The organism is Solidesulfovibrio alcoholivorans DSM 5433 (genome assembly GCF_000702665.1).
Lineage (GTDB): Bacteria > Desulfobacterota > Desulfovibrionia > Desulfovibrionales > Desulfovibrionaceae > Solidesulfovibrio > Solidesulfovibrio alcoholivorans.
In genome coordinates, this window is sequence record NZ_JNJA01000002.1 from 75,542 (window position 1) to 94,005 (window position 18,464).

Consider the following 18,464-nt stretch of genomic DNA (forward strand, 5'->3'; position numbering starts at 1 on the left):
AGTGGTTCCCCATGCCATGGCCAAAAGGATGGTTGCAATGCGAATCGTCTTGTTGCTGCTCGCGAGCCTTTTTACTGTCGGTTGCCAGCCAAAGGTGCAACTGCCGCCTCCCGCGGAGCCGCCCGCCATTGCCCAGGAGCGGACAGGCGAATTCGACCGGCAATGGACCCATGCCGGCACGCCGCTTGTCCTTGATATCTACTGTCAAAACGATGTGGATTGGCAGGCCCTCGGGCAGGAGCAGCGTGTCGTCGGCGTGATCCACAAGGCCACTGTCGGGACCAGGGCCCTCGACCCCAAGTATGCGCAGCGCAAGGCGGAAGCGAAGGCGCGGGGCTACCTTTGGGGGTCCTACCACCTGGGCAAGGCGGGCAATCCCGAACAGCAGGCGGATTACTACATCGATACCGTCAAGCCTGCGCCGGACGAACTCGTGGCCCTCGACCTGGAGGATGTGACATCCGGAAAGTATATGCGCGCCGGCGAGGCGTTGCGTTTCATCAAGAGGGTGAAGGAACGCCTCGGCAGATATCCCGCCGTCTACGTCAACCACAAGAGCGCGGCCTACATTGCGAAGCATTACAAGAACACGGAATTTTCCCTGACGCCGCTGTGGTATGCGCGCTACAAGGAAACCGTGAGCGATTTTCCGGACGGGGCCTGGAGGACGTATGCCTTGTGGCAGTTTTCTTGTGAAGTGAACAACCAGATACTGGTCAAGGGCGTGGGCCCCGATGCCGACATCAATGTCTACAACGGCACGGTGGAACAGCTCAAGAAGGCTTGGCCGCTCTTGTGAGGCAGACCCGGTGAGCCGGGAGCGCGGCCGCGTCTGCGCCGCGCAGGCGAAAGGGGGATCGGCGCGACCCGGGCCTGTACGCCCGGGGCGCGCCGCCTGCCGCGCTACAGCGGCGCCCAGCCGAGCAGGTTGAAGCCCGTTTCCGGATCGTGGGCGCGGGCGAGCTCGATGCCGAGGATCTCGATCACCACCACCTCGAAGATCTTCCAGACATCGAGGCCGGGCCGTACGCAGCCGGCACGGGTTTCCTCGCCGCGCCCGAGCACGGCGTGCATGTGCAGCGTCGGCTTGCCGTGGTGGGCCGTGGGGAAAAGCGTGCCCACGGCCGCGGCCTCGTGCACCGCGCCGATGGCCGCGAGCATGGGATTCGGCGGCAGCACCCGGCCGTCCTCGGGGCCGACCACGAGCCTGCCGTTTTCCAGGCCGCCCAGGGCGAGCACCACGGCGGAGGTCACTTCGCGCGAGGCGGCGAAGGCCTCGATGGCGTCCGGGATGCGGTCGCCGTCGGAAAGGCGCAGCACGAACACGCGGCCGATATGGCCTTCGGAAACGATCATGGGGACCTCCTTGCCCGGCCGGGGCGCACGCCGGGGCCGCATAAAAAAGGGGGAATCGCGGATGCCCGTCGATTCCCCCGTAACGTACGTACGCCGTGCGGGCTAGCCGAGCTTGTCCGCGATGGCCTTGCCGATGGTGCGGCCCATTTCGACGCAGGCCGCAAGCTGTTCGTGGGTGGGCACGTAGAGGATGCGCACCCCGTCCACGGGCATGTCCATGCCCATGGCCTCGAGCCAGCCGGTAATGTCCTTCACGGCCTCGCCGCTCCAGCCGTAGGAGCCGAACGCCGCACCGATCTTGCCCTTGGGCTTTAGGCCCTTCATGTACGTGAGCATGTCCGCCACCTTGGGCAGCATGCCGTTGTTGTGCGTGGCCGAACCCACGAACACCGCCGCCGCGTCCCAGACTTCCTCCATGACGTCGGAGTGGTCGAAGACGTGCAGGTTCATGAGCTTGAACGACACGCCGTGCTCGGCCAGTCCCGTGGCGATGGCGTGCGCCATGCGCTCGGTGGAGTGCCACATGGTGTCGAAGACCAGCACCGCTTTTTTCTTCTGCTTCTGGGCGGCCAGTTCCTTGTAGCGCGATACCACCCAGGCGACGTCTTCGGGGGTGCGGAACATCAGGCCGTGGTCAGGGCAGATGTAGCGGACGTCGAGGCCCATGGATTCGATGGTCTCGATGGTCTTCTGCGCGATGGGGCTAAAGGGGAGCACGATGTTGGCGAAGTAGCGGTCGAGCTGCTTTTGCAGCAGGTCGTGGTTCACTTCGTCGGCGAAGCGCTCGCTGGTGGCCCAGTTCTGGCCGAAGGCATCGGAGGAGATGAGCACACCGTCCTCGGCGATGTAGGTGGCCATGTTGTCCGGCCAGTGCAGCATGCGCGTCTCCAGGAACTGGAGGGTACGCTTGCCGAGCGAGAGCGACGTGCCGGTCTTGACCACCTCGATGGGCCAGTCCGTGCAATCGAAATGGGCGCGCATGGCCCGTTCGCCCATGGGCGAGGTCAGGATCTTCTCCGGTCTGGTGCGCGCCACGAGTTCGGGCAGCGAGCCGGAGTGGTCCATTTCCACATGGTTGACGATGAGGTAGTCGACCTTGTCCAGGGGCGTGACATGGGCCACCCGGCACAGCATTTCGTCGCCATGGCCGGCCTTGACCGAATCGAACAGGGCGATTTTCTCGTCCTTGATCAGGAACGCATTGTAGGTCGTCCCGGTGGGGGCCGTCATGTAACCATGGAAGTCGCGACACTCCCAGTCCACGGCACCCACCCAATAGACATCCTTGCAGATTTCCACGGGTCGCATGGGATTCCTCGAAAGCCGCCCGAACGCGGCGGCGGGAAGGGATTGGTTAGGCTTTGTTGAATTCGCTCTTGGGCGCGCCGCAGACAGGGCAGACCCAATCCTCGGGGATGTCTTCGAACTTGGTGCCGGGCGCGACGCCGTTGTCGGGATCGCCGGCGGCGGGGTCGTACACGTAACCGCAGATGCTGCACTCGTATTTGTCCATGGGAAGCTCCTTTTGGGGTTTCGGCGGCGTCCTTATTTGCCCTCAGCGCCGGGTCCGCAGATGCGCCCTTGCCTGAGCGGCAACAAGGTCATATCCCCATGGCGCGGCCGCCCCTGTCCGGGAGCGCCGCTATGCCGCCACGGCGGACAACGCCTTGCCGACAGTGGCGTGGCCGAACGTAACGACCGCGCCTGCCCGAGTCTATCCTTTAGTTTGGACTAAATTGTCAAGTCCGGCCTTTTCGCGGGGTTGTGCTTTATTCCTCCCGGAACTGCTCCACGAGTTCCGCCAGATGGTGGGCCATGGAACGCACCTCGCCGATACGCGTGTTGGCGTCGGCGATCTGGCGGGCGATGTCCTGGGAAAGGGCGTTGATGTGGTTCACGCTGCCATTGACCTCTTCGCTGGTGGCGGATTGCTGCTCCGAGGCGGCGGCGATGTTGCGCACCATGTCGGCGATGTGGTTGGACTGCTCCACGATGCGGGCGAGCACCGCCCCGGACTGCTCGGCCATGTCCGCGCTGCGCTCCACGCGGGTCTTGGTTTCGTTCATGCCGGCCACGACCTGGTGCGTGCTCGCCTGGATGTCGGTCACGGCCGTGGCCACTTCGCCCGTGGCGGTCATGGTCTTTTCCGCGAGCTTTCGCACCTCGTCGGCGACCACGGCGAAGCCGCGCCCGGCCTCGCCGGCCCGGGCCGCCTCGATGGCGGCGTTGAGGGCGAGCAGGTTCGTCTGGTCCGCGATGTCGGAAATCACGCCGATGACCGCGCCGATGGCCTCGGCCCGGGTTTCCAGGGTGCCCAGGGAGTTGGCGAGGTCGGCGGTGCGGGCCGAGACCGCGCGGGTCTCCTCCACGGTGCGCGTCACTTCGCGGCCGCCGTCGATGGCCGCCTGGGAGGCCGAATCCGAGGCCTGCGCCGTGTCGCCGGCGTTTTGCGCCACCTCGAGCACGGTGGCGTTCATCTCTTCCATGGCCGTGGCTACGCGCTCGGTTTCCTGGGCGGTGTTTTCCACGCCGCCCGTAAGCTCGCCCATGCGCGCCGTGAGCATGTCCGAGGCCTCGGACAGGTTGCGCGCCACGGTGGTGACCTCGTCGGCCACGGCGAGCAGCTTGGCCCGCTGCGCCCGGATGTGGTCCTTGTCCTTTTCCTCCTGGGTCAGGTCGATGAGCACGCCGATGACGCCGACCGTCTCGCCGGAGGCGTTTTTGAGCGGGCTGATCTCGTAGTGCAGGGGAAAGACCTGGCCGTCGGTGCGCGTGAAGCGGGTAAATCCGCTCGCGCATTCCCCGGAATCGAGGACGCCGGCGCAGCCCGAACGGCCGTCCTCGCGCCGGAAGCTGTCCGCGACGAGTTGGCCGAGCATCTCGGCGTCGGATTTGCCGAGGATGTGTTGCAGGGGCGTGTTGACGAACTCGAAGCGCCGCTCCCTGTCGGCCACGAAAATCGGGATGATGACGCCGTTTAGGATGCCGCGGTTGTATTCGAGCTGGTCCTTGATGTTGCCGACCATGGCCGAGAGGTTCTTGGCCAGGACCGCGATTTCGTCCTCGCCCGGCACGTTGAAGGCGATGTCCAGGGAGCCGTGGCTGATGGCGTCGGAGATGGCGGCCAGTTTCCGGACGCGGCCGACCACGGAATGCTTCATGAAAAGGAGCAGCGCCGCAAGCAGGGCGACCATGCCGGCCAGGGACACGCCGGCGCTTTTGAACTGGTCGGCGGCGAGGCGGTCGAGTTCCGGGGCGATGTCCTGGACCACGACCATGGCCCCGAGGATGGGTTTCGAGCCGCCGTGGCAGTGGTGGCATTCGGGCTCGTTTTTCACGGAGTTGACGGCGACGAAAGAGGGCTTGCCGTTCCAGGACAGGACCTTCCCGCCGTGGAACGCGCTGGCGAGGCTCTTGGCGGCCAGGGCGGCCACGTCGGCGTCGCCGGATTGGGCGGCGACGGCGGCGAAATCCTTGCGCGCCACGCCCGTGTCCGTGGCATAGGTCACGTTGCCCCGGAAGTCGGTGAGATAGACCGTGGTGTCGCCGTGCGCGGCCGCCACCCTGGCGAACTGCGCCGCGGTCTCGGCATTCTTGCCCAGGCGCATGGGTTCCTCGATGGCCATGCGCACCATGGCGCTCATGCGCGACGCGGTGCTGTCGATCTGGGCCATGGAACCCTGACGCTGCCAGTGGGCGTTGGCCAGAAACAGGCCGGTGAAGGCCAGGACGGTCAGGCCGGAGACGAGCAGCAGCACCTTGAGGCCAAGGGAACGGGAAAAGACACCCATCACGACACTCCTCGCATCGCGCCTCCGGAATCCAAACGGCGATATCCGGGGGCGTTTACCTTGAAAGGTTGGAACGCGGGAAAATACTTGCGTAGAGTATGGGGCGCATGGCTAGTGCGCTCCGGCGAAGAGCATGGGCTTGAAGTTGAAGTTGCGCACGCGCTCGGCGTTGTGACAGCCTTCGCAGTCGGCCATGGCGAGCTTGTTCTTGATCAGCGCGGGATCGCCGCCGGCATCGACATGGGCCGAGCCCGGGCCGTGGCAGACCTCGCAGCCGGCGTTGGCGAGCGCCGGGGTCTGCTCGAAGCTCACGAAGCCGCCGGGTTTGCCGTAGCCCGTGGTGTGGCAGGCGAAGCAGCCCGCAAGCTCCTCGGGCGTGAGCTTTTTCGCCATGATCTTGACCGACTCCGAGGAATGGGCTTTTTTGGAATAGCGGGAGTAGGACGCGTATTCCTTGGCGTGGCAGTCCTTGCAGGCTGCCGAGCCGACGTAGGAGGCGTCCTTCGCCGCAGCGGGAGGCGTTGCGGCGGGTGTTTGGGCTGAAACGGGCCCGGGAATCCAGAGGCAAAGGCCGGCCGTGAGACAAGTCGACAGAAAAGCGCGCCAAAGGACCGCCATGGACAGGGCTCCTCCGCTACAGGTGGGAAATAAAGAAAGCATATCCCATTCACGAGGCCGGAGCAAGGCGGTATCCCGCGAGGCGGGGAGGAGTCACGCCTTTTTGCCGGAAAAGACTGTCCGGAAGCGGTGGCTGGGGCAGACCGGGCGTGGCGGCGCGCATTACAAAAAGCCCGGCGGGCAAGCCCGCCGGGCAAAGGTGTCCGGGGTGGGAAACGCGGTCGGGAGGCTACCAGTCGAGGGTGGCCTTGAAGGCGTGGGCCAGGTCCTCGGCGTATTCGGCGCAAAGCAGGTGCGCGCCGCGGCGCAGGACCAACTCCGAACCGTCGGCGACGACGCCGAGCAGGCCCAAGGCCTGTCCCGCGAACAGCGCCTCGAACGCGGCCCGGTTTTCCGGGGCCACCGTGACCACGAGGCGGCTTGTCGATTCGCTGTAGAGGAGCTCCAGGTCGGTGAGCCCGGCCTCGGCCGGCGCGGCGGCGAGGTCCAGGTCCGCGCCGAGCCGGCCGCCGATGGCCATCTCGGCCAGGGCCACGGCCAAACCGCCGTCGGAGCAGTCGTGGCAGGCGGAAACCAGCCCGCGGCGCATGGCCGCGTGCAGGCTGCGGTAGCGCTCGCGGGCCGGCAGGGCGTCCACCTGCGGCACGTCGGGGGAGGTGAAGCCGAGCTCGCCCGCCAGCTCCGACGCGCCCAGTTCGCGGCGCGTGAGGCCGAGCACGTAGACGAACTCGCCCGCGGCCTTGAAGTCGGACGTCACGACCCCGGCGACGTCGGGCACGAAGCCCATGACGGAAAAAAGCACCGTCGGCGGGATGGAGATCTTGGCCCCGCCGCCGGAGTAGTCGTTTTTCATGGAGTCCTTGCCCGAGACGCAGGGCGTACGGAACGCGCGGCAGAAATGGGCCAGGGCCATGTTGGCCCGCACGAGCTGGGCCAGCTTGTAGCGGCCGTCCGGGGTCTTTTCCGACTCCACGGGGTCGCACCAGCAGAAGTTGTCCACGCCGGCCAGGCGCGCCGGGTCGGCCCCCACGGCCACGGCCCCGCGCACGGCCTCGTCGATGGCCGCGGCCATCATCCAGTAGGCGTCGATGTCGGAGTAGCGCGGGCAGATGCCGTGGGAGAGCGCCACGCCCTCGGGGCGCGACAGGTCCGGACGCAGCACGCCGGCATCGGAAGGGCCGTCGCGGCGCGCGCCGCAAAGCGGCTTGACCGCCGAGCCACCTTTGACCTCGTGGTCGTACTGCCGCACCACGTATTCCTTGCTGCAGATGTTGAGCCGGCCGAGCATGCGCTTAAGCAGCGCGCCGTGGCCGCCGGCGGGCATCGCCGGTTCGGTGCGGGCGATCTGCGGCTTTGTCCATGTCGCGGCCAGACGCATGCGCGGCGTGCCGTCGTGCAGGAAATCCATGTCGATGTAGGCCACCGTGCGCTTGCCGTGGTAGACGCGCAGGTAGCCCGAGTCGGTGAAGTTGCCAAGTTCCGTGGACTCGACGCCCATTTCCCGGGAGAGCTTCATGAAGGCCGCGAACTGCGCGGGCGGCACGGCCACGGTCATGCGCTCCTGGGCCTCGGAGGTGAGGATCTCCCAGGGCACGAGGCCGTCGTACTTGAGCGGCACGCGGTCGAGGTAGAGCTCGCATCCGCCGCAGTCCCGGGCCATCTCGCCGACGGAGCTCGAAAGCCCGCCCGCGCCGTTGTCCGTGATGGCGCTATAGAGCCCCAGGTCCCGGGCGCGCATGAGGAAGTCGTACATGCGGCGCTGGGTGATGGGGTCGCCGATCTGCACGGCCGTGGCCGGGGAACCCTCGTGGAGCTCCTCGGAGGAGAAGGTCGCGCCGTGGATGCCGTCCTTGCCCACGCGGCCGCCGACCATGACGATGTAGTCGCCGGGCCGGGCCTTTTTGACGTAGCTCGGCTTGCCGCCAAGCGTCGCGGGCAGCATGCCCACCGTGCCGCAAAAGACCAGCGGCTTGCCGAGGAAGCGCTCGTCGAACACGATGGAGCCGTTGACCGTGGGCACGCCGGACTTGTTGCCGCCGTGCTCCACGCCCTCGCGCACGCCCTCGAGCACCCGGCGCGGGTGGAGCAGGCGCGGCGGCAGTTCGCCGCTGAAAAAGGGCGAGGCGAAGCAGAAGACGTCGGTGTTGCATAAAAGGTTCGCGCCCATGCCCGTGCCCATGGGGTCGCGGTTGACGCCGACGATGCCGGTCAGCGCGCCACCGTAGGGGTCGAGCGCCGAGGGGCTGTTGTGGGTCTCCACCTTGATGCACAGGTGCATGTTTTCGGTGAAGCGCACCACGCCGGCGTTGTCGGAAAAGACCGACAGGCAGAAATCGTCGTCGCCGAGCGCCTTGCGGATGTCTTTCGTGGAACCCTGGATGAACGTCTTGTACAGGCTGTCGATGACCTGTTCCGTGCCCGCTTCCTCGTCGCGGTAGTCGATGACCGCGTTGAAGATCTTGTGCTTGCAGTGCTCGGACCAGGTCTGGGCGATGCACTCGAGCTCGACGTCCGTGGGGTTGTGGATGAGCCCCCAGACCACCCGGCGCATCTTGAAGCCCGGGCGGCCGAAATATTCGCGGATGGCCCACCATTCGGGCAGGGACAGGGCCAGGGTGCGCTCGCGGCCGAGTGCGAGCATCTGGTCCTCGAGCATGTTGAAGATGTCCGGGGTCTCGACGGTGGCGCTGGCCTGGCCCGTGACCTTGGCCGCGCGGGGAGCGAACCCGGGCGCGGCGCGCCAGGCGTCGCCCGAGGCGATCTCGTGGCGCTGGAGCAGGTCGTTGCCGAGCAGGTCCACGGCCACGCGCGTGGCGGCCGCGGCGTCGGGCAGGCCCGCGACATGGTACTGGGCGGCGGTGTAGACGGCGAGGCTCGCGCGGCGCGCCTCGGAAAGCCCCAAGGCCAGGGCCACGGCGTCCTTGGCGGTGCGCGCCTCGTTGTCCGTGACGCCTGGGCGGAAGGCGATCTCGATGACCCAGTCGGTCTCGGCGCCGCCCGGGGAAAGCGGGGCGAGGGAGGCTTCCTGGACCACGGGGTCGTGCAGCACGCCGGCGTCGGCCACGGCGCGGACTTCTTCCTCGCTTAAGCCGTCTATGGTGAAGATCTTGACGATGCGCACGAAGCGCACGGGCATATGGAGTTCGCTGTCGATCTTGCCGGCCACGCGCTGGCCGACCGTGTCGGTAACGCTCGGGCGAAGGCCCACGGCGAGGCGGGTGAGCATGGCGTTTCCTATCCTGGGGTCCGAGGGTGCGCCGGCCAGCCGCCGGCGAGGCTGGCCTATTTGTCCCGGGCGAGCATGGGCGCCAGCACCTGGCCGATCAGTTCGGCCTCTGGCGAGGGCGGGAACAGCGCCAGGGCGGCCTGGGCTTTTTCCAGGTATGTGGCGGCCATCTCCCGGGTTTTTTCGGCATGGCCGCCGGCGACGATGTTGCCGCGCAAATATTCGATGTCCTCGGCGGAAAGCTGGTCCTGGCGGAAGTCCTCGGCCAGGCGACGCCTGGCGTCGAAGGGCAGCTCGGAAAGATAGAGGATCAGCGGCAGCGTGACCTTGCCTTCCTTGAGGTCGCCACCGGTGGGCTTGCCGGACACGGTGGCGGGGGAGGTGTAGTCCAGGGCGTCGTCCACGAGCTGGAAGGCGATGCCGCAGTTGACGCCGAGGTTCCTGGCCGCCTCGCAAAGCGTTTCGCCCGCGCCGGCCAGGACCGCGCCGCAGTGGCAGGCCGCCTGGAGCAGGTAGGCCGTCTTGCCGGTGATGATGGAAAGATAGGTTTCGAGCGGCAGGTCCACGTCGCGCAGGTGGGCGATCTCGAGGATCTCGCCCGTGGCCGTCTGGAGCAGGGCCTCGGAGAGGATGCGCGTGAGCTCGGGATTGTCGTATTCGGCCACGGTGCGGTTGGCCAGGGCGAGCAGCACGTCGCCGGCGAGGATGGTGTGCGTCGCGCCGAAGCGCATGTGCGCGGATTCCCGGCCGCGGCGCAGCGTCGCGCCGTCCACGATGTCGTCATGCAACAGCGTGGCCGAATGCAGAAATTCCAGGGAGCAGGCGAGGGGATAGCCGTCGTCGCCACGATGGCCCAGGGCGCGGGCCACGAGGATGGTGAGCAGCGGACGCAGGCGCTTGCCTCCGGCCAAAAGCACATGGCGCACCACCGGCTGGACCAGGGGGGAGAGCGTGTCCGCCTGCTCCTCCAGGTAGCTGTTGATGGCCGGGACTTCCCGAGATAATATGTCCGCGAAATCGCTCATCCGCTGGCGTTTAACAGCATTGGTCCGGGGCTGGCAAGGGGGGATCGGCCGGGAAACGGCCTTGCGACGCCAGCTTTTCCAGTTCCGCCAGCGCGAGTCTGCCCGTTTCCCCCATGGCGAGGCTCAATTCCCCGACATAGGCCTTGATGTGGGCCGCGATCACGGCCTCGTTCTTCTCCCGCGCCAGCAGCCGGGCCAGGGGCGCGACCGCCTGCGGCTGCGCCTGGGCGGCAAGCAGACTCTCGCGCACCACGTCCCCCACGGCGGCGATGCGCGCCTCCCCCAGGCTCCGTTTGGCCAGGATCACGCCGAGCGGCACGGGCGAGGCCGGCACGCGCGCCTGCCACCAGGCCCCGAGGTCGAGCACCAGACGCAGGCCGTGGTCGGCCGCGGCCAGGGCGGTTTCGTGGATGAGCAGGCCCGCCTCGGCGCGCCCGTCCAGCACGGCCGTGACGATTTCGTCGTAGCGCACCGGAACGAACGCGGCATCCGGAACGGGCAGGTCGTCTTTGCCGTGGTTTTCGGCCAGGGCGGCGCGCAACAGCGTCGCGGCCGTGGTGCGAAGCCCCGGCACGGCCACGCGCGTCGGCCGGCCGCGATAGCCCTGCGCCACCACGAGCTTGGGCCCCGCGCCGAAGCCGAAGGCCGCGCCCGCGGGCAGCACGGCGTACGTCCCGGCCAGGGGCGCGGCCATGGCCGCCGAGACCTTGATCACGTCGAAGGTCCCGGCGAGCGCCGCTTCGTTTAAGGTCTCCACATCCTCGAAGGCGAAGGCGGCGCGGACGTCGGGCAGGCCGACCATGCCGAGAATCCAGCCGCCGAAAATGCAGACGTCGTTGGGACAGGGCGAAATGGCGACGGTGACGACGTCAGGCATGGCGTGAGGCTCCGGGAAACAGGGCGGCCACGGCCCGGCCCAGGGCGGCGAGCGCCCCGGGCAGGTCCCAGGCGTCGGGCGGGCGGCGGCCGACCTGGTTGGAAACGGTGCGCAGCTCCAGAAACGGCAGCCCGGCCGCGGCCGCGGCGAGCCCCAGGCTGAAGCCTTCCATGGATTCGGCCACGGCCCGGTACTTGCGGGCCAGGACCAGCGCCCGCGCGTCGTCGCCGGAGACCCCGGCCACGGTGACGCAGGGGCCGCACAGCGCGCATTCGGGCAGGCGCAGGCCCATGGCCGCGGCGGCCCCGGCCGGGTTAAGGGGCAGCAGGTCGCGCACCGGCGAGCCGCCCGGGGAGAGCTGGGGAAAGGCCAGCCCCGCGCCGTCCGTGCCGGCTCCGGTGCGGATGCCGTATTCGGGCAGGGCTTCGCAGCTCGCCGCGACCAGCGAGGAAAGCGGCGCGGTGGCGGTGTCGTAGCTGCCGGCGATGCCGCAGTTGACGATGCCGGCCAGGGCGTCGCCGTGGCTGCCGAGCATGCGCCCGGCGGCCAGGGCCGCGGCCACCGGGCCGACGCCCGTGACGCACAAAAGCGTTTCGCGCCCGCCGCGCGTCCAGGCCACTGCCCCGCCGGGCTCGGGCGCGGCGGGCGCGCCGAGCGGGCCGAAGGCCGCGGCGTATTCCCTGGCCGTGGCCAGGCAGAAAAGGAGAAGGGACGGCCTCCGGCGTCCGGGAGGGACGTCGTCCCTCCCGGACCTTTCTTCCGGAGGCGTCGTTGCGTTGGCGGTGCTCATCGGAGGCCGGGGGTTACAGGCTCCAGTAGCGGAAGCCGGCGGCTTCGGCGGCGGCGCGTCCGTAGAGCCCCTTGACGTCCACGAGGATGGGCTCGGCGCTCGGACGGAACCACGTCGCCAGTTCGTCAAGCGACAAGGCCTTGAAGGCGTCGTGGGACACGGCCACGATCAGGGCGTCGAGGTCGCGCAGCTCCTCGACCGGAGCCAGCGTCAGCCCGTATTCCTCGCGGGCTTCCTCGGGCGAGGCCATGGGATCGTGGACCAGCACCCGGATGCGGAACTCGCAAAGCTCGCGTACGATGTCCACGACCTTGGTGTTGCGCAGGTCCGGCACGTTCTCCTTGAACGTGAGTCCGAGCACGCCGACCCGGGCGCAGCCCGCGCGGCAGTCGGCGCGGATGATCATCTTGATGGTGGCCTCGGCCACGTGCTTGCCGATGGAATCGTTGATGCGCCGGCCGGCCGGGATGACCTGCGGATGCAGGTCCAGGCTCTGAGCCTTGTAGAGCAGGTAGTAGGGGTCCACGCCGATGCAGTGCCCGCCGACCAGGCCCGGCCGAAACGGCAGGAAGTTCCATTTGGTCTCGGCGGCGCGCAGCACGTCGATGGTGTCGATGTCCAGGCGTTCGCAAATGAGCGACAACTCGTTCATGAGCGCGATGTTGATGTCGCGCTGGGTGTTCTCGATGACCTTTGCCGCCTCGGCCACCTTGATGGAGGGGGCCTTGTGGATGCCGGCGGTCACCACCGTGCCGTAGAGCTCGGCCAGGAGGTCGGTGACTTCCGGCGTCTGGCCGGCCACGACCTTGACCACGGTCGTCAGCGTGTGGACCTTGTCCCCGGGGTTGATGCGCTCCGGGGAGTAGCCGATGAAAAAGTCCTTGCCGGCGCAGAGGTTCGAGCCTTTTTCCAAAAGCGGCAGGCAGACCTCTTCGGTCAGGCCGGGATAGACCGTGGATTCGTAGGCAACCACCGCGCCCGGGCTCAGATGCTCGGCCAGAAGGCGGGACGCCCCGACCAGCGGTCCCAGGTCCGGGACGCGGTTGGCGTTTATCGGCGTGGGCACGGCCACGATGAAGAACTTGCAGGCGTCGAGGTCGGCGGGCTCTGCGGTGTAGCGGATGGAAACCGCGGTCAGGTCGGCCGGATCGACTTCCAGGGTGCTGTCCTGGCCGGATTTGAGCTCCTCGATACGGGCGGACTTGACGTCGAATCCCACCACGTCGAAGTGCCGGGCCAGGGCCACGGCCAGAGGCAGGCCCACGTAGCCGAGGCCGATGACGGCCACAGGTGCGCGTTTGGCGCGAATATCATCAAAAGTGATCAATGAAGGGCTCCTTCTTCATGGAAACAGCAACACGCTTAGGGCCCGATAGCGCAAAGCGCGCGGCCCGGCAAGAAGGGCGTATTTACATGTCCCGGCCAAGCCCGTATCCTCAAGGAATGCACTTCGACTGGAAGATTTTTCTCACGGCTCTGGGCTTGGCGTTCATTCTCGAGGGATTGCCGTATTTCCTGGCGGCGGAAAAAATGCCCGAGGTGCTGCGCGCCCTGTCCGAGCGCAAGCCGCGCGAACTGCGCGTGCTCGGCATGACCGCCATGCTCGCCGGGCTGTTGCTCATCTTCGTGCTGCGCGCGAACGGATAACGCAGGGAGAGACGCCTCCGGCGGCCAGGAGGGGCCGGGGCCCCTCCTGGATCATCCCGAAGAGGGGAACATTCGCATCCCCGAGTGGTTGTGCAGGTGCGCGGCAACGCGCGCCAGGGAAGAGGCCTTGCGCAAGAATGCGGTGATTACAGGGCCTTGACTCCGGCGTGCAGGAATACGATGCCGCCGGTCATGGCCCGGTAGCGCACCTCGTGAAACCCCGCCCGGCGCATCTCCTCGGCCAGCGTCCCCTCGTCCGGGAACTCCCGGATCGTCTCCGCCAGATAGCGGTACGCCTCGTCGTCGCCCGAAACCAGCTTGCCGATTTTGGGCAGCACGTTGCGCAGGTAGAAATTGTAGGCCCCGCCCCACAGCCGTCGCTTGCCCGTGCCGAATTCGAGCACGACCAGGCGACCGCCGGGCCGTATGACCCGGGCCAGCTCGGCGAAGGCGTCCGGCCGGGGCCGGATGTTGCGGATGCCGAAGGCGATGGTCGCGCCGGCGACCGATGCGTCCGGCAGCGGCAGGCGCAGGCCGTCGCCGAGCACCGGGCGGATGGCCGCGCCCGGTCCGTCCCCGACCTTGGCCTTGCCCGCGAGCAGCATGGGCAGGCAGGGGTCCACGGCCACGACCGTGCGCCGGCCCAGGCGCGTAAGCAAAAGCGACACGTCGAGGGTGCCGGCCGCCAGGTCGAGTACCGGTCCGACCGGCAGCCCCGGGGCCAGAAGCGCCCGGACCATGGCCCGGCGCCAGGCGATGTCGAGCCCGGCCGAAAGCACGTGGTTGAGCAGGTCGTAGGAGCCGGCCACGCGGCCGAACATGCCTGCCACCCGGCGCGCGTCGCCGGGAACGGGCAGGTCAGCCATCGTCGCGTCCGCCCTTGCCGGCATCGTCGCCGGCGGCGGCTTCGCCGCGGCGGAGCACGCGCAGCACTTCCTCGTAGATGGGGCCGAAATGCTCGCTGAAGTTCCCGGGCGAGATGCGCCCGGTTTCCACGAATTTGACCACGATTTCCTTGGTGACCTGCAAGGCCAGGTTTTCCCGTTTGTCCATAAGGCTGCGTCCTCCGAAAGAAAAACCCGCCCGGGTGGGGAAATGGCCTTGGACCGTCCAAGGGCAAGGGCCGGGCGGGAAAAGGGAAAAACCAGGGGAGGCACTCCCCTTTTTTGCGCAGGCCCTAGCATGGCCGGGCGCGGACGTCGAGGGGCCGGCCGCGTCAGGCCATGCCAGAGCCTGCGCCCGGGAACGTCATGTTTTGTAAAATTATTGTTTATGATGTATCCTTCCTGTAGACTGATCGCAAAATACCGTCCTCGTCGCGCAGGCAGGCCGATCCTGACCGGCCTGCGGCCGCTTCGCGCGCAAGGAGTCCGACCGCCATGCATCCGACCCTTTCCACGGCCCCGGGGCTGGCCCTGCCGTCGCCCTGGGGAATTTTCGAAATCCTGCTGCTCGTGACCCTTGCCGCCCACCTGTTGGCCGTCAACGTGGCCTTCGGCGGAACGCTCATCGCCCTGCTAAGCCCCGGCGCGACCCGGGACGCGGCCACGGCGCTCGGCCGCAAGCTGCCGACCACGGTGGCCGTCGCCGTCAACCTGGCCATCCCGCCGCTGCTTTTCGCCTCGGTGCTCTACGGCCAGCACCTCTACAGCGCCGCGGTGCTTTCCGCCGTGACGTGGCTGTCGCTTTTCATGGCGGTCATGGTCGCCTACGCGCTGCTCTATTACGCCCAGCCGCGCCTGGCGCTCGCGGCCTCGCGCCCCGCGCTCCTCGTCGCCGCCTGCCTGCTGCTCGCGGCAAGCCTCATTCTCGTCAACGTCTCCACGCTCGCCATCCGCCCGGCCGCCTGGATGGCCTACTTCGACAACCCGAGCGGCACGATCCTGAATTTCTCCGACGCCACGTTTTGGCCTCGCTGGCTGCACTTCGTGACCGCCTCCCTGGCCGTGGCCGGGCTGTTTCTGGCCTTTGTCGGCGGCAGGGGGGCCATCCCCGGGGACGGGTCCGCGGCCGCGCGCAAGCGCCTGGGGCTTGCCTGGTTCACCCGGGCGACCATGGCGCAGTTCCTCGTGGGCCTGTGGTTTCTCTTTTCCCTGCCGCACGAAACCCGTTTCGCCTTTCTCGGCGGCGACGGGCTGGCCACGGGCATGCTGCTCGCCGGCGTGTGTCTGGCCGGCGCGGCGCTGATTCAGGGCGTGAGGGGCCGCACGGGCGCGGCGGCCCTTTTCACCGTGGCCGTGATTCTGGCCATGGTCGTGGTGCGCGAATTTGTCCGCATGTTCGCGCTCGCCCCGGAATATTCCCCGGCCAGGCTGCCGGTCGCGGCGCAGTACGGGCCGTTTGTCATGTTCCTGATCGCCTGCGCCGGCGTCGCGGCGGTCGTCATCTGGGCCGTCGGCTGCTACCGCCGCCAGGCGGGGAAGGGGGCGTAGGCCATGGAATATCCCGTCTGGCAGCTTTCCGCCTTCGGCGGCGGATTCTGGATCATCGTCATCGCCGTCTTGCACGTGTTCGTGGCCCATTTCGCCGTGGGCGGTGGCCTGTTCCTGGTCATGACCGAACGCCGGGCGCGCAAGCTGGGCTCGCAGCCCATGCTCGACTACCTGCACCGCCACACGCGTTTTTTCCTGCTTCTCACCATGGTCTTCGGCGGGCTGTCCGGGGTCGGCATCTGGCTTACCATCTCGGTCCTCGCCCCCCAGGCCACGCTGCTGCTCGTGCGCACCTTCGCCTGGGGCTGGGCCACGGAATGGGCCTTTTTCGCCGGCGAAATCGCGGTACTGCTCGTCTACTACTACGGCTTCGACCGCCTGGACCCGAAAACCCACCTGCGCGTGGGCTTTTTCTATTTCCTGTTCGCCTTCCTGTCGCTTTTCACGGTCAACGGCATCATCGACTTCATGCTCACGCCCGGGCAGTGGCCGGTGACGCTCGATTTCTGGGACGGCTTCTTCAACCCCACCTTCTGGCCGGCGCTCGTGCTGCGCCTGGCGCTCGGACTGCTGCTCGCGGGACTGTTCGGCTTCGCCACCGCCCTTGGCATCCCGGACGCGGACACGCGCGAGAACGTGCTGCGCGCCTCGCTGCGCTGGGTGGTGGCCAGCGCCCCGGTGCTGCTCATGTCGGGCTGGTGGTACGTGGGCGTGCTGCCGCCTGCGGTGCGGGATTTCGTGTTGCGCCGCTCGAGCGAGATCGCCGCCTCCCGCATGGCCTATCCCTTGCTGCTCGTGGCCGTCGCCGTGGGCTCCCTGGCCCTGGTCTCGCAGCTTCCCCTCAAGGTGCGCCGCGCGCTGGCCGTGCTGCTGCTTCTGCTCGGGCTCGGCATCGTCGGCGTCTTCGAGACCGTGCGCGAGGCCGCGCGCAAGCCCTGGCTGGTCTACGGCCAGATCTGGTCCACGGACATCCGCCCGTCCCAGGCCGCGCCCTACGACGCGCCGTTTCTGCCCCGGGCGAAATTCGCCAAGGTCAAGCTGGTCACGCCGCAAAACGGCAAGCAGGCCGGGCGCGAACTCTACGCCATGCAGTGCCTGGGTTGCCACAGTGTGGGCGGCCCGTTCAAGGACATCCGCGACTACACCGCCCATGTCGGCGCGGCGGGCATCGAGGCCTATCTCACCGGCCAGGGCAAACTCTTCACCCAGATGCCGCCCTTTCTCGGCAGCCCCGAGGAACGCGCCGCCCTGGCCGCGTACCTCGCCGAGGACGTCAACGGCCGCAAGCCCGTCCCGGCCAAGCCCGCGAACGTGGCCCCGGCCGAGGTCGCGCTGCCGCCGTTCGAGGCCACAACCGCGCCCTACCTTCTTATCGGCTGCAACAGCCTGGGCGTGGTGGCCATGGCCGGCTGCGACGGTTCCTTTTCCCTGGCCGTGCCCGGCAACACCCTCAATGCCGTGCTCATCAAGCGCGACGTCATGCCCGAAGTGGTCACCAAGGACGTGACCATCGCCTACGAGGCTCCGGAAGGCTTCAAGCACCCGGCCAAGCGCCTGGATTTCTGGAAGCACGCCGTGACGCTCTCGGGGCGCACGCTCGAACCCGACGTCTCGACCACCGGGCTCAGGCCCGACGGCGTCATGACCGCCGGCGACAAGCTCTTCAGCGCCGCGGGCGTCCCCGTTTCGCCCTATCCGGACACGGGCGGGGTCAATCCCTATCCCGTCTTCACGCTCACGGCCAAGGACGCCAAGACCGGCGAGACGCTCGCCGTGACCAAGGCCGTGGCCCCGGTGTCCACGGAAATGCGCTGCTTCACCTGCCATGGCGGGAGTTTCGCCGTGGACGGCGAAACGGGTGTTTCCGGCGCGACGGCCGGGTCCATCCTGGCCCTGCACGACAAGCGCAACGGTACGGACCTCGCCGCCAGGGCCGCCGCAGGCGGCCCCGTGGCCTGCCAGGGCTGCCACCCGAGCGAAAGCCCCAACGCGGGCCTTGCGCCCAGGGACGGCAAGGACATGCTCTCGCTTTCCGCCGCCATCCACGGTTTCCACGCCTCCTACCTGTCCGGGGAAAACCCGAAAGCCTGCGGCAACTGCCACCCGACGGCCCCGGACGGCGTGACGCAGGCCCAGCGCGACAACCACAGCGCCGCCGGCATTGGCTGCGTGCGCTGCCACGGCTACATGGAAGACCACGCCCTGTCGCTTTTGGTCCACGAAAAAGCCGCCGGCAAAAAGGCCGCCGCCTGGCTCATGGCCCCGCTTGCGCCGCGCAGCGTGGCCACGGTCGCGGACGTAAGGCCCCGGGCCGCCTGGACGCAGGAGCCCGATTGCCTGACCTGCCACAAGGACTTCACCCTCCCGGGCAAGCACGCCACGGCGTTCAACACCTGGACCGAGGACGCGGCCGGGCTTTTCCGCAACCGCAAGGAAGACACGGGCAACATCCCCTGCGCGGCCTGCCACGGCAGCCCCCACGCCACGTTCGTCGCCGCCAACGGCTATGGCCTCGACATCAACAACATCCCGGCCATGCAGTACATGGGCTTCCCGGGCGTCATCGGCTCGTCCAAGCGCTGCGACGTCTGCCACACCGTGGAAATGCAGGGCGGCGAGGTGCACCACCCGAACATGGAGCGGGAGTAGCGCAGCGCCTTGCCTGAAGGTTCGATCGGTCGGGCCGCTTCCGCCTTGGCGGG

General features: G+C 68.0%; 16 protein-coding genes and 1 pseudogene. 5 read left to right on the forward strand and 12 right to left on the reverse strand.

The features are described 5' to 3' along the window. Positions 1–37 precede the first annotated feature (37 nt). Positions 38–799, forward strand: coding sequence for a glycoside hydrolase family 25 protein (locus Q368_RS0103605; protein WP_052360011.1), 762 nt, complete (start codon positions 38–40; stop codon positions 797–799). 104 nt (positions 800–903) lie between these two features. Here Q368_RS0103605 and Q368_RS0103610 read toward each other — a convergent pair whose 3' ends face one another. The 10 genes from Q368_RS0103610 to Q368_RS0103655 all read right to left on the reverse strand — a co-directional run bounded on the left by Q368_RS0103610 (position 904) and on the right by Q368_RS0103655 (position 13,010). After that, positions 904–1,356: a PPC domain-containing DNA-binding protein gene (locus tag Q368_RS0103610; protein ID WP_029457368.1), complete on the reverse strand. Its 453-nt coding sequence runs from the start codon at positions 1,354–1,356 to the stop codon at positions 904–906. Between the two features lie 102 nt (positions 1,357–1,458). Next, positions 1,459–2,664 carry an FprA family A-type flavoprotein gene (locus Q368_RS0103615; RefSeq protein WP_029457370.1) on the reverse strand — a complete coding sequence of 402 codons (1,206 nt, stop codon included), beginning with the start codon at positions 2,662–2,664 and terminating at the stop codon, positions 1,459–1,461. Positions 2,665–2,710: 46 nt separating this feature from the next. Further along, positions 2,711–2,869: a rubredoxin gene (gene rd / locus Q368_RS0103620; protein WP_009109513.1), complete on the reverse strand. Its 159-nt coding sequence runs from the start codon at positions 2,867–2,869 to the stop codon at positions 2,711–2,713. Positions 2,870–3,125: 256 nt separating this feature from the next. Beyond that, positions 3,126–5,147, reverse strand: a complete 2,022-nt coding sequence (locus Q368_RS0103625) for a methyl-accepting chemotaxis protein (protein ID WP_029457374.1) — start codon at positions 5,145–5,147, stop codon at positions 3,126–3,128. Positions 5,148–5,258: 111 nt separating this feature from the next. Then, entirely contained in the window at positions 5,259–5,765 is a 507-nt protein-coding gene (locus Q368_RS0103630; protein ID WP_029457375.1) for a cytochrome c family protein, read from the reverse strand. A gap of 229 nt (positions 5,766–5,994) precedes the next feature. Further along, positions 5,995–8,991 carry an AIR synthase-related protein gene (locus Q368_RS0103635; protein ID WP_029457379.1) on the reverse strand — a complete coding sequence of 999 codons (2,997 nt, stop codon included), beginning with the start codon at positions 8,989–8,991 and terminating at the stop codon, positions 5,995–5,997. A 56-nt stretch (positions 8,992–9,047) separates the two neighbouring features. Next, positions 9,048–10,016, reverse strand: a complete 969-nt coding sequence (locus Q368_RS0103640; RefSeq protein ID WP_029457380.1) for a polyprenyl synthetase family protein — start codon at positions 10,014–10,016, stop codon at positions 9,048–9,050. 10 nt (positions 10,017–10,026) lie between these two features. Further along, positions 10,027–10,893, reverse strand: coding sequence for an MqnA/MqnD/SBP family protein (locus Q368_RS0103645; RefSeq protein WP_029457387.1), 867 nt, complete (start codon positions 10,891–10,893; stop codon positions 10,027–10,029). Then, positions 10,886–11,683, reverse strand: a complete 798-nt coding sequence (mqnB, locus tag Q368_RS0103650) for a futalosine hydrolase (protein WP_052360012.1) — start codon at positions 11,681–11,683, stop codon at positions 10,886–10,888. Before mqnB ends, Q368_RS0103645 begins: the two co-directional genes overlap by 8 nt. 13 nt (positions 11,684–11,696) lie before the next feature. Then, on the reverse strand, positions 11,697–13,010 hold the full coding sequence (locus tag Q368_RS0103655; protein ID WP_029457390.1) for a nucleotide sugar dehydrogenase: 1,314 nt from the start codon (positions 13,008–13,010) through the stop codon (positions 11,697–11,699). A 116-nt stretch (positions 13,011–13,126) separates the two neighbouring features. Here Q368_RS0103655 and Q368_RS0103660 point away from each other — a divergent pair, with 116 nt between their 5' ends. Both Q368_RS0103660 and Q368_RS27525 read left to right on the forward strand, forming a co-directional pair. Then, positions 13,127–13,330 (forward strand): DUF2065 domain-containing protein, encoded by a 204-nt coding sequence (locus Q368_RS0103660; RefSeq protein WP_029457392.1) that lies wholly within the window; start codon positions 13,127–13,129, stop codon positions 13,328–13,330. Continuing rightward, positions 13,234–13,476 (forward strand): annotated as a pseudogene (locus Q368_RS27525) (hypothetical protein); the annotation flags it as partial. The gene Q368_RS0103660 and the pseudogene Q368_RS27525, both read left to right, overlap by 97 nt. Here the strand turns inward: Q368_RS27525 and Q368_RS0103665 are convergent. After that, positions 13,477–14,196 (reverse strand): ubiquinone/menaquinone biosynthesis methyltransferase, encoded by a 720-nt coding sequence (locus Q368_RS0103665; protein ID WP_084158668.1) that lies wholly within the window; start codon positions 14,194–14,196, stop codon positions 13,477–13,479. It abuts the pseudogene before it with no gap. Then, the gene (locus Q368_RS0103670; protein ID WP_029457395.1) at positions 14,189–14,383 is read right to left on the reverse strand and encodes a hypothetical protein; all 195 of its coding nucleotides are present in this window, start codon (positions 14,381–14,383) and stop codon (positions 14,189–14,191) included. The genes Q368_RS0103665 and Q368_RS0103670 overlap by 8 nt, the downstream gene beginning before the upstream one ends. Before the next feature lie 326 nt (positions 14,384–14,709). Here Q368_RS0103670 and Q368_RS0103675 point away from each other — a divergent pair, with 326 nt between their 5' ends. Together Q368_RS0103675 and Q368_RS0103680 are read left to right on the forward strand one after the other, a co-directional pair. Beyond that, positions 14,710–15,762: a hypothetical protein gene (locus Q368_RS0103675; RefSeq protein WP_029457397.1), complete on the forward strand. Its 1,053-nt coding sequence runs from the start codon at positions 14,710–14,712 to the stop codon at positions 15,760–15,762. A 3-nt stretch (positions 15,763–15,765) separates the two neighbouring features. Next, positions 15,766–18,411: a c-type cytochrome gene (locus tag Q368_RS0103680; RefSeq protein WP_029457399.1), complete on the forward strand. Its 2,646-nt coding sequence runs from the start codon at positions 15,766–15,768 to the stop codon at positions 18,409–18,411. Positions 18,412–18,464: the final 53 nt, after the last annotated feature.

Coding starts and splice junctions, on each gene's coding strand:
- Q368_RS0103605 (WP_052360011.1), top strand. CDS start 38: ATGCGAATCGTCTTGTTGCTGCTCGCGAGCCTTTTTACTGTCGGTTGC.
- Q368_RS0103610 (WP_029457368.1), bottom strand. CDS start 1,356: ATGATCGTTTCCGAAGGCCATATCGGCCGCGTGTTCGTGCTGCGCCTT.
- Q368_RS0103615 (WP_029457370.1), bottom strand. CDS start 2,664: ATGCGACCCGTGGAAATCTGCAAGGATGTCTATTGGGTGGGTGCCGTG.
- rd (WP_009109513.1), bottom strand. CDS start 2,869: ATGGACAAATACGAGTGCAGCATCTGCGGTTACGTGTACGACCCCGCC.
- Q368_RS0103625 (WP_029457374.1), bottom strand. CDS start 5,147: ATGGGTGTCTTTTCCCGTTCCCTTGGCCTCAAGGTGCTGCTGCTCGTC.
- Q368_RS0103630 (WP_029457375.1), bottom strand. CDS start 5,765: ATGGCGGTCCTTTGGCGCGCTTTTCTGTCGACTTGTCTCACGGCCGGC.
- Q368_RS0103635 (WP_029457379.1), bottom strand. CDS start 8,991: ATGCTCACCCGCCTCGCCGTGGGCCTTCGCCCGAGCGTTACCGACACG.
- Q368_RS0103640 (WP_029457380.1), bottom strand. CDS start 10,016: ATGAGCGATTTCGCGGACATATTATCTCGGGAAGTCCCGGCCATCAAC.
- Q368_RS0103645 (WP_029457387.1), bottom strand. CDS start 10,893: ATGCCTGACGTCGTCACCGTCGCCATTTCGCCCTGTCCCAACGACGTC.
- mqnB (WP_052360012.1), bottom strand. CDS start 11,683: ATGAGCACCGCCAACGCAACGACGCCTCCGGAAGAAAGGTCCGGGAGG.
- Q368_RS0103660 (WP_029457392.1), top strand. CDS start 13,127: ATGCACTTCGACTGGAAGATTTTTCTCACGGCTCTGGGCTTGGCGTTC.
- Q368_RS0103665 (WP_084158668.1), bottom strand. CDS start 14,196: ATGGCTGACCTGCCCGTTCCCGGCGACGCGCGCCGGGTGGCAGGCATG.
- Q368_RS0103670 (WP_029457395.1), bottom strand. CDS start 14,383: ATGGACAAACGGGAAAACCTGGCCTTGCAGGTCACCAAGGAAATCGTG.
- Q368_RS0103675 (WP_029457397.1), top strand. CDS start 14,710: ATGCATCCGACCCTTTCCACGGCCCCGGGGCTGGCCCTGCCGTCGCCC.
- Q368_RS0103680 (WP_029457399.1), top strand. CDS start 15,766: ATGGAATATCCCGTCTGGCAGCTTTCCGCCTTCGGCGGCGGATTCTGG.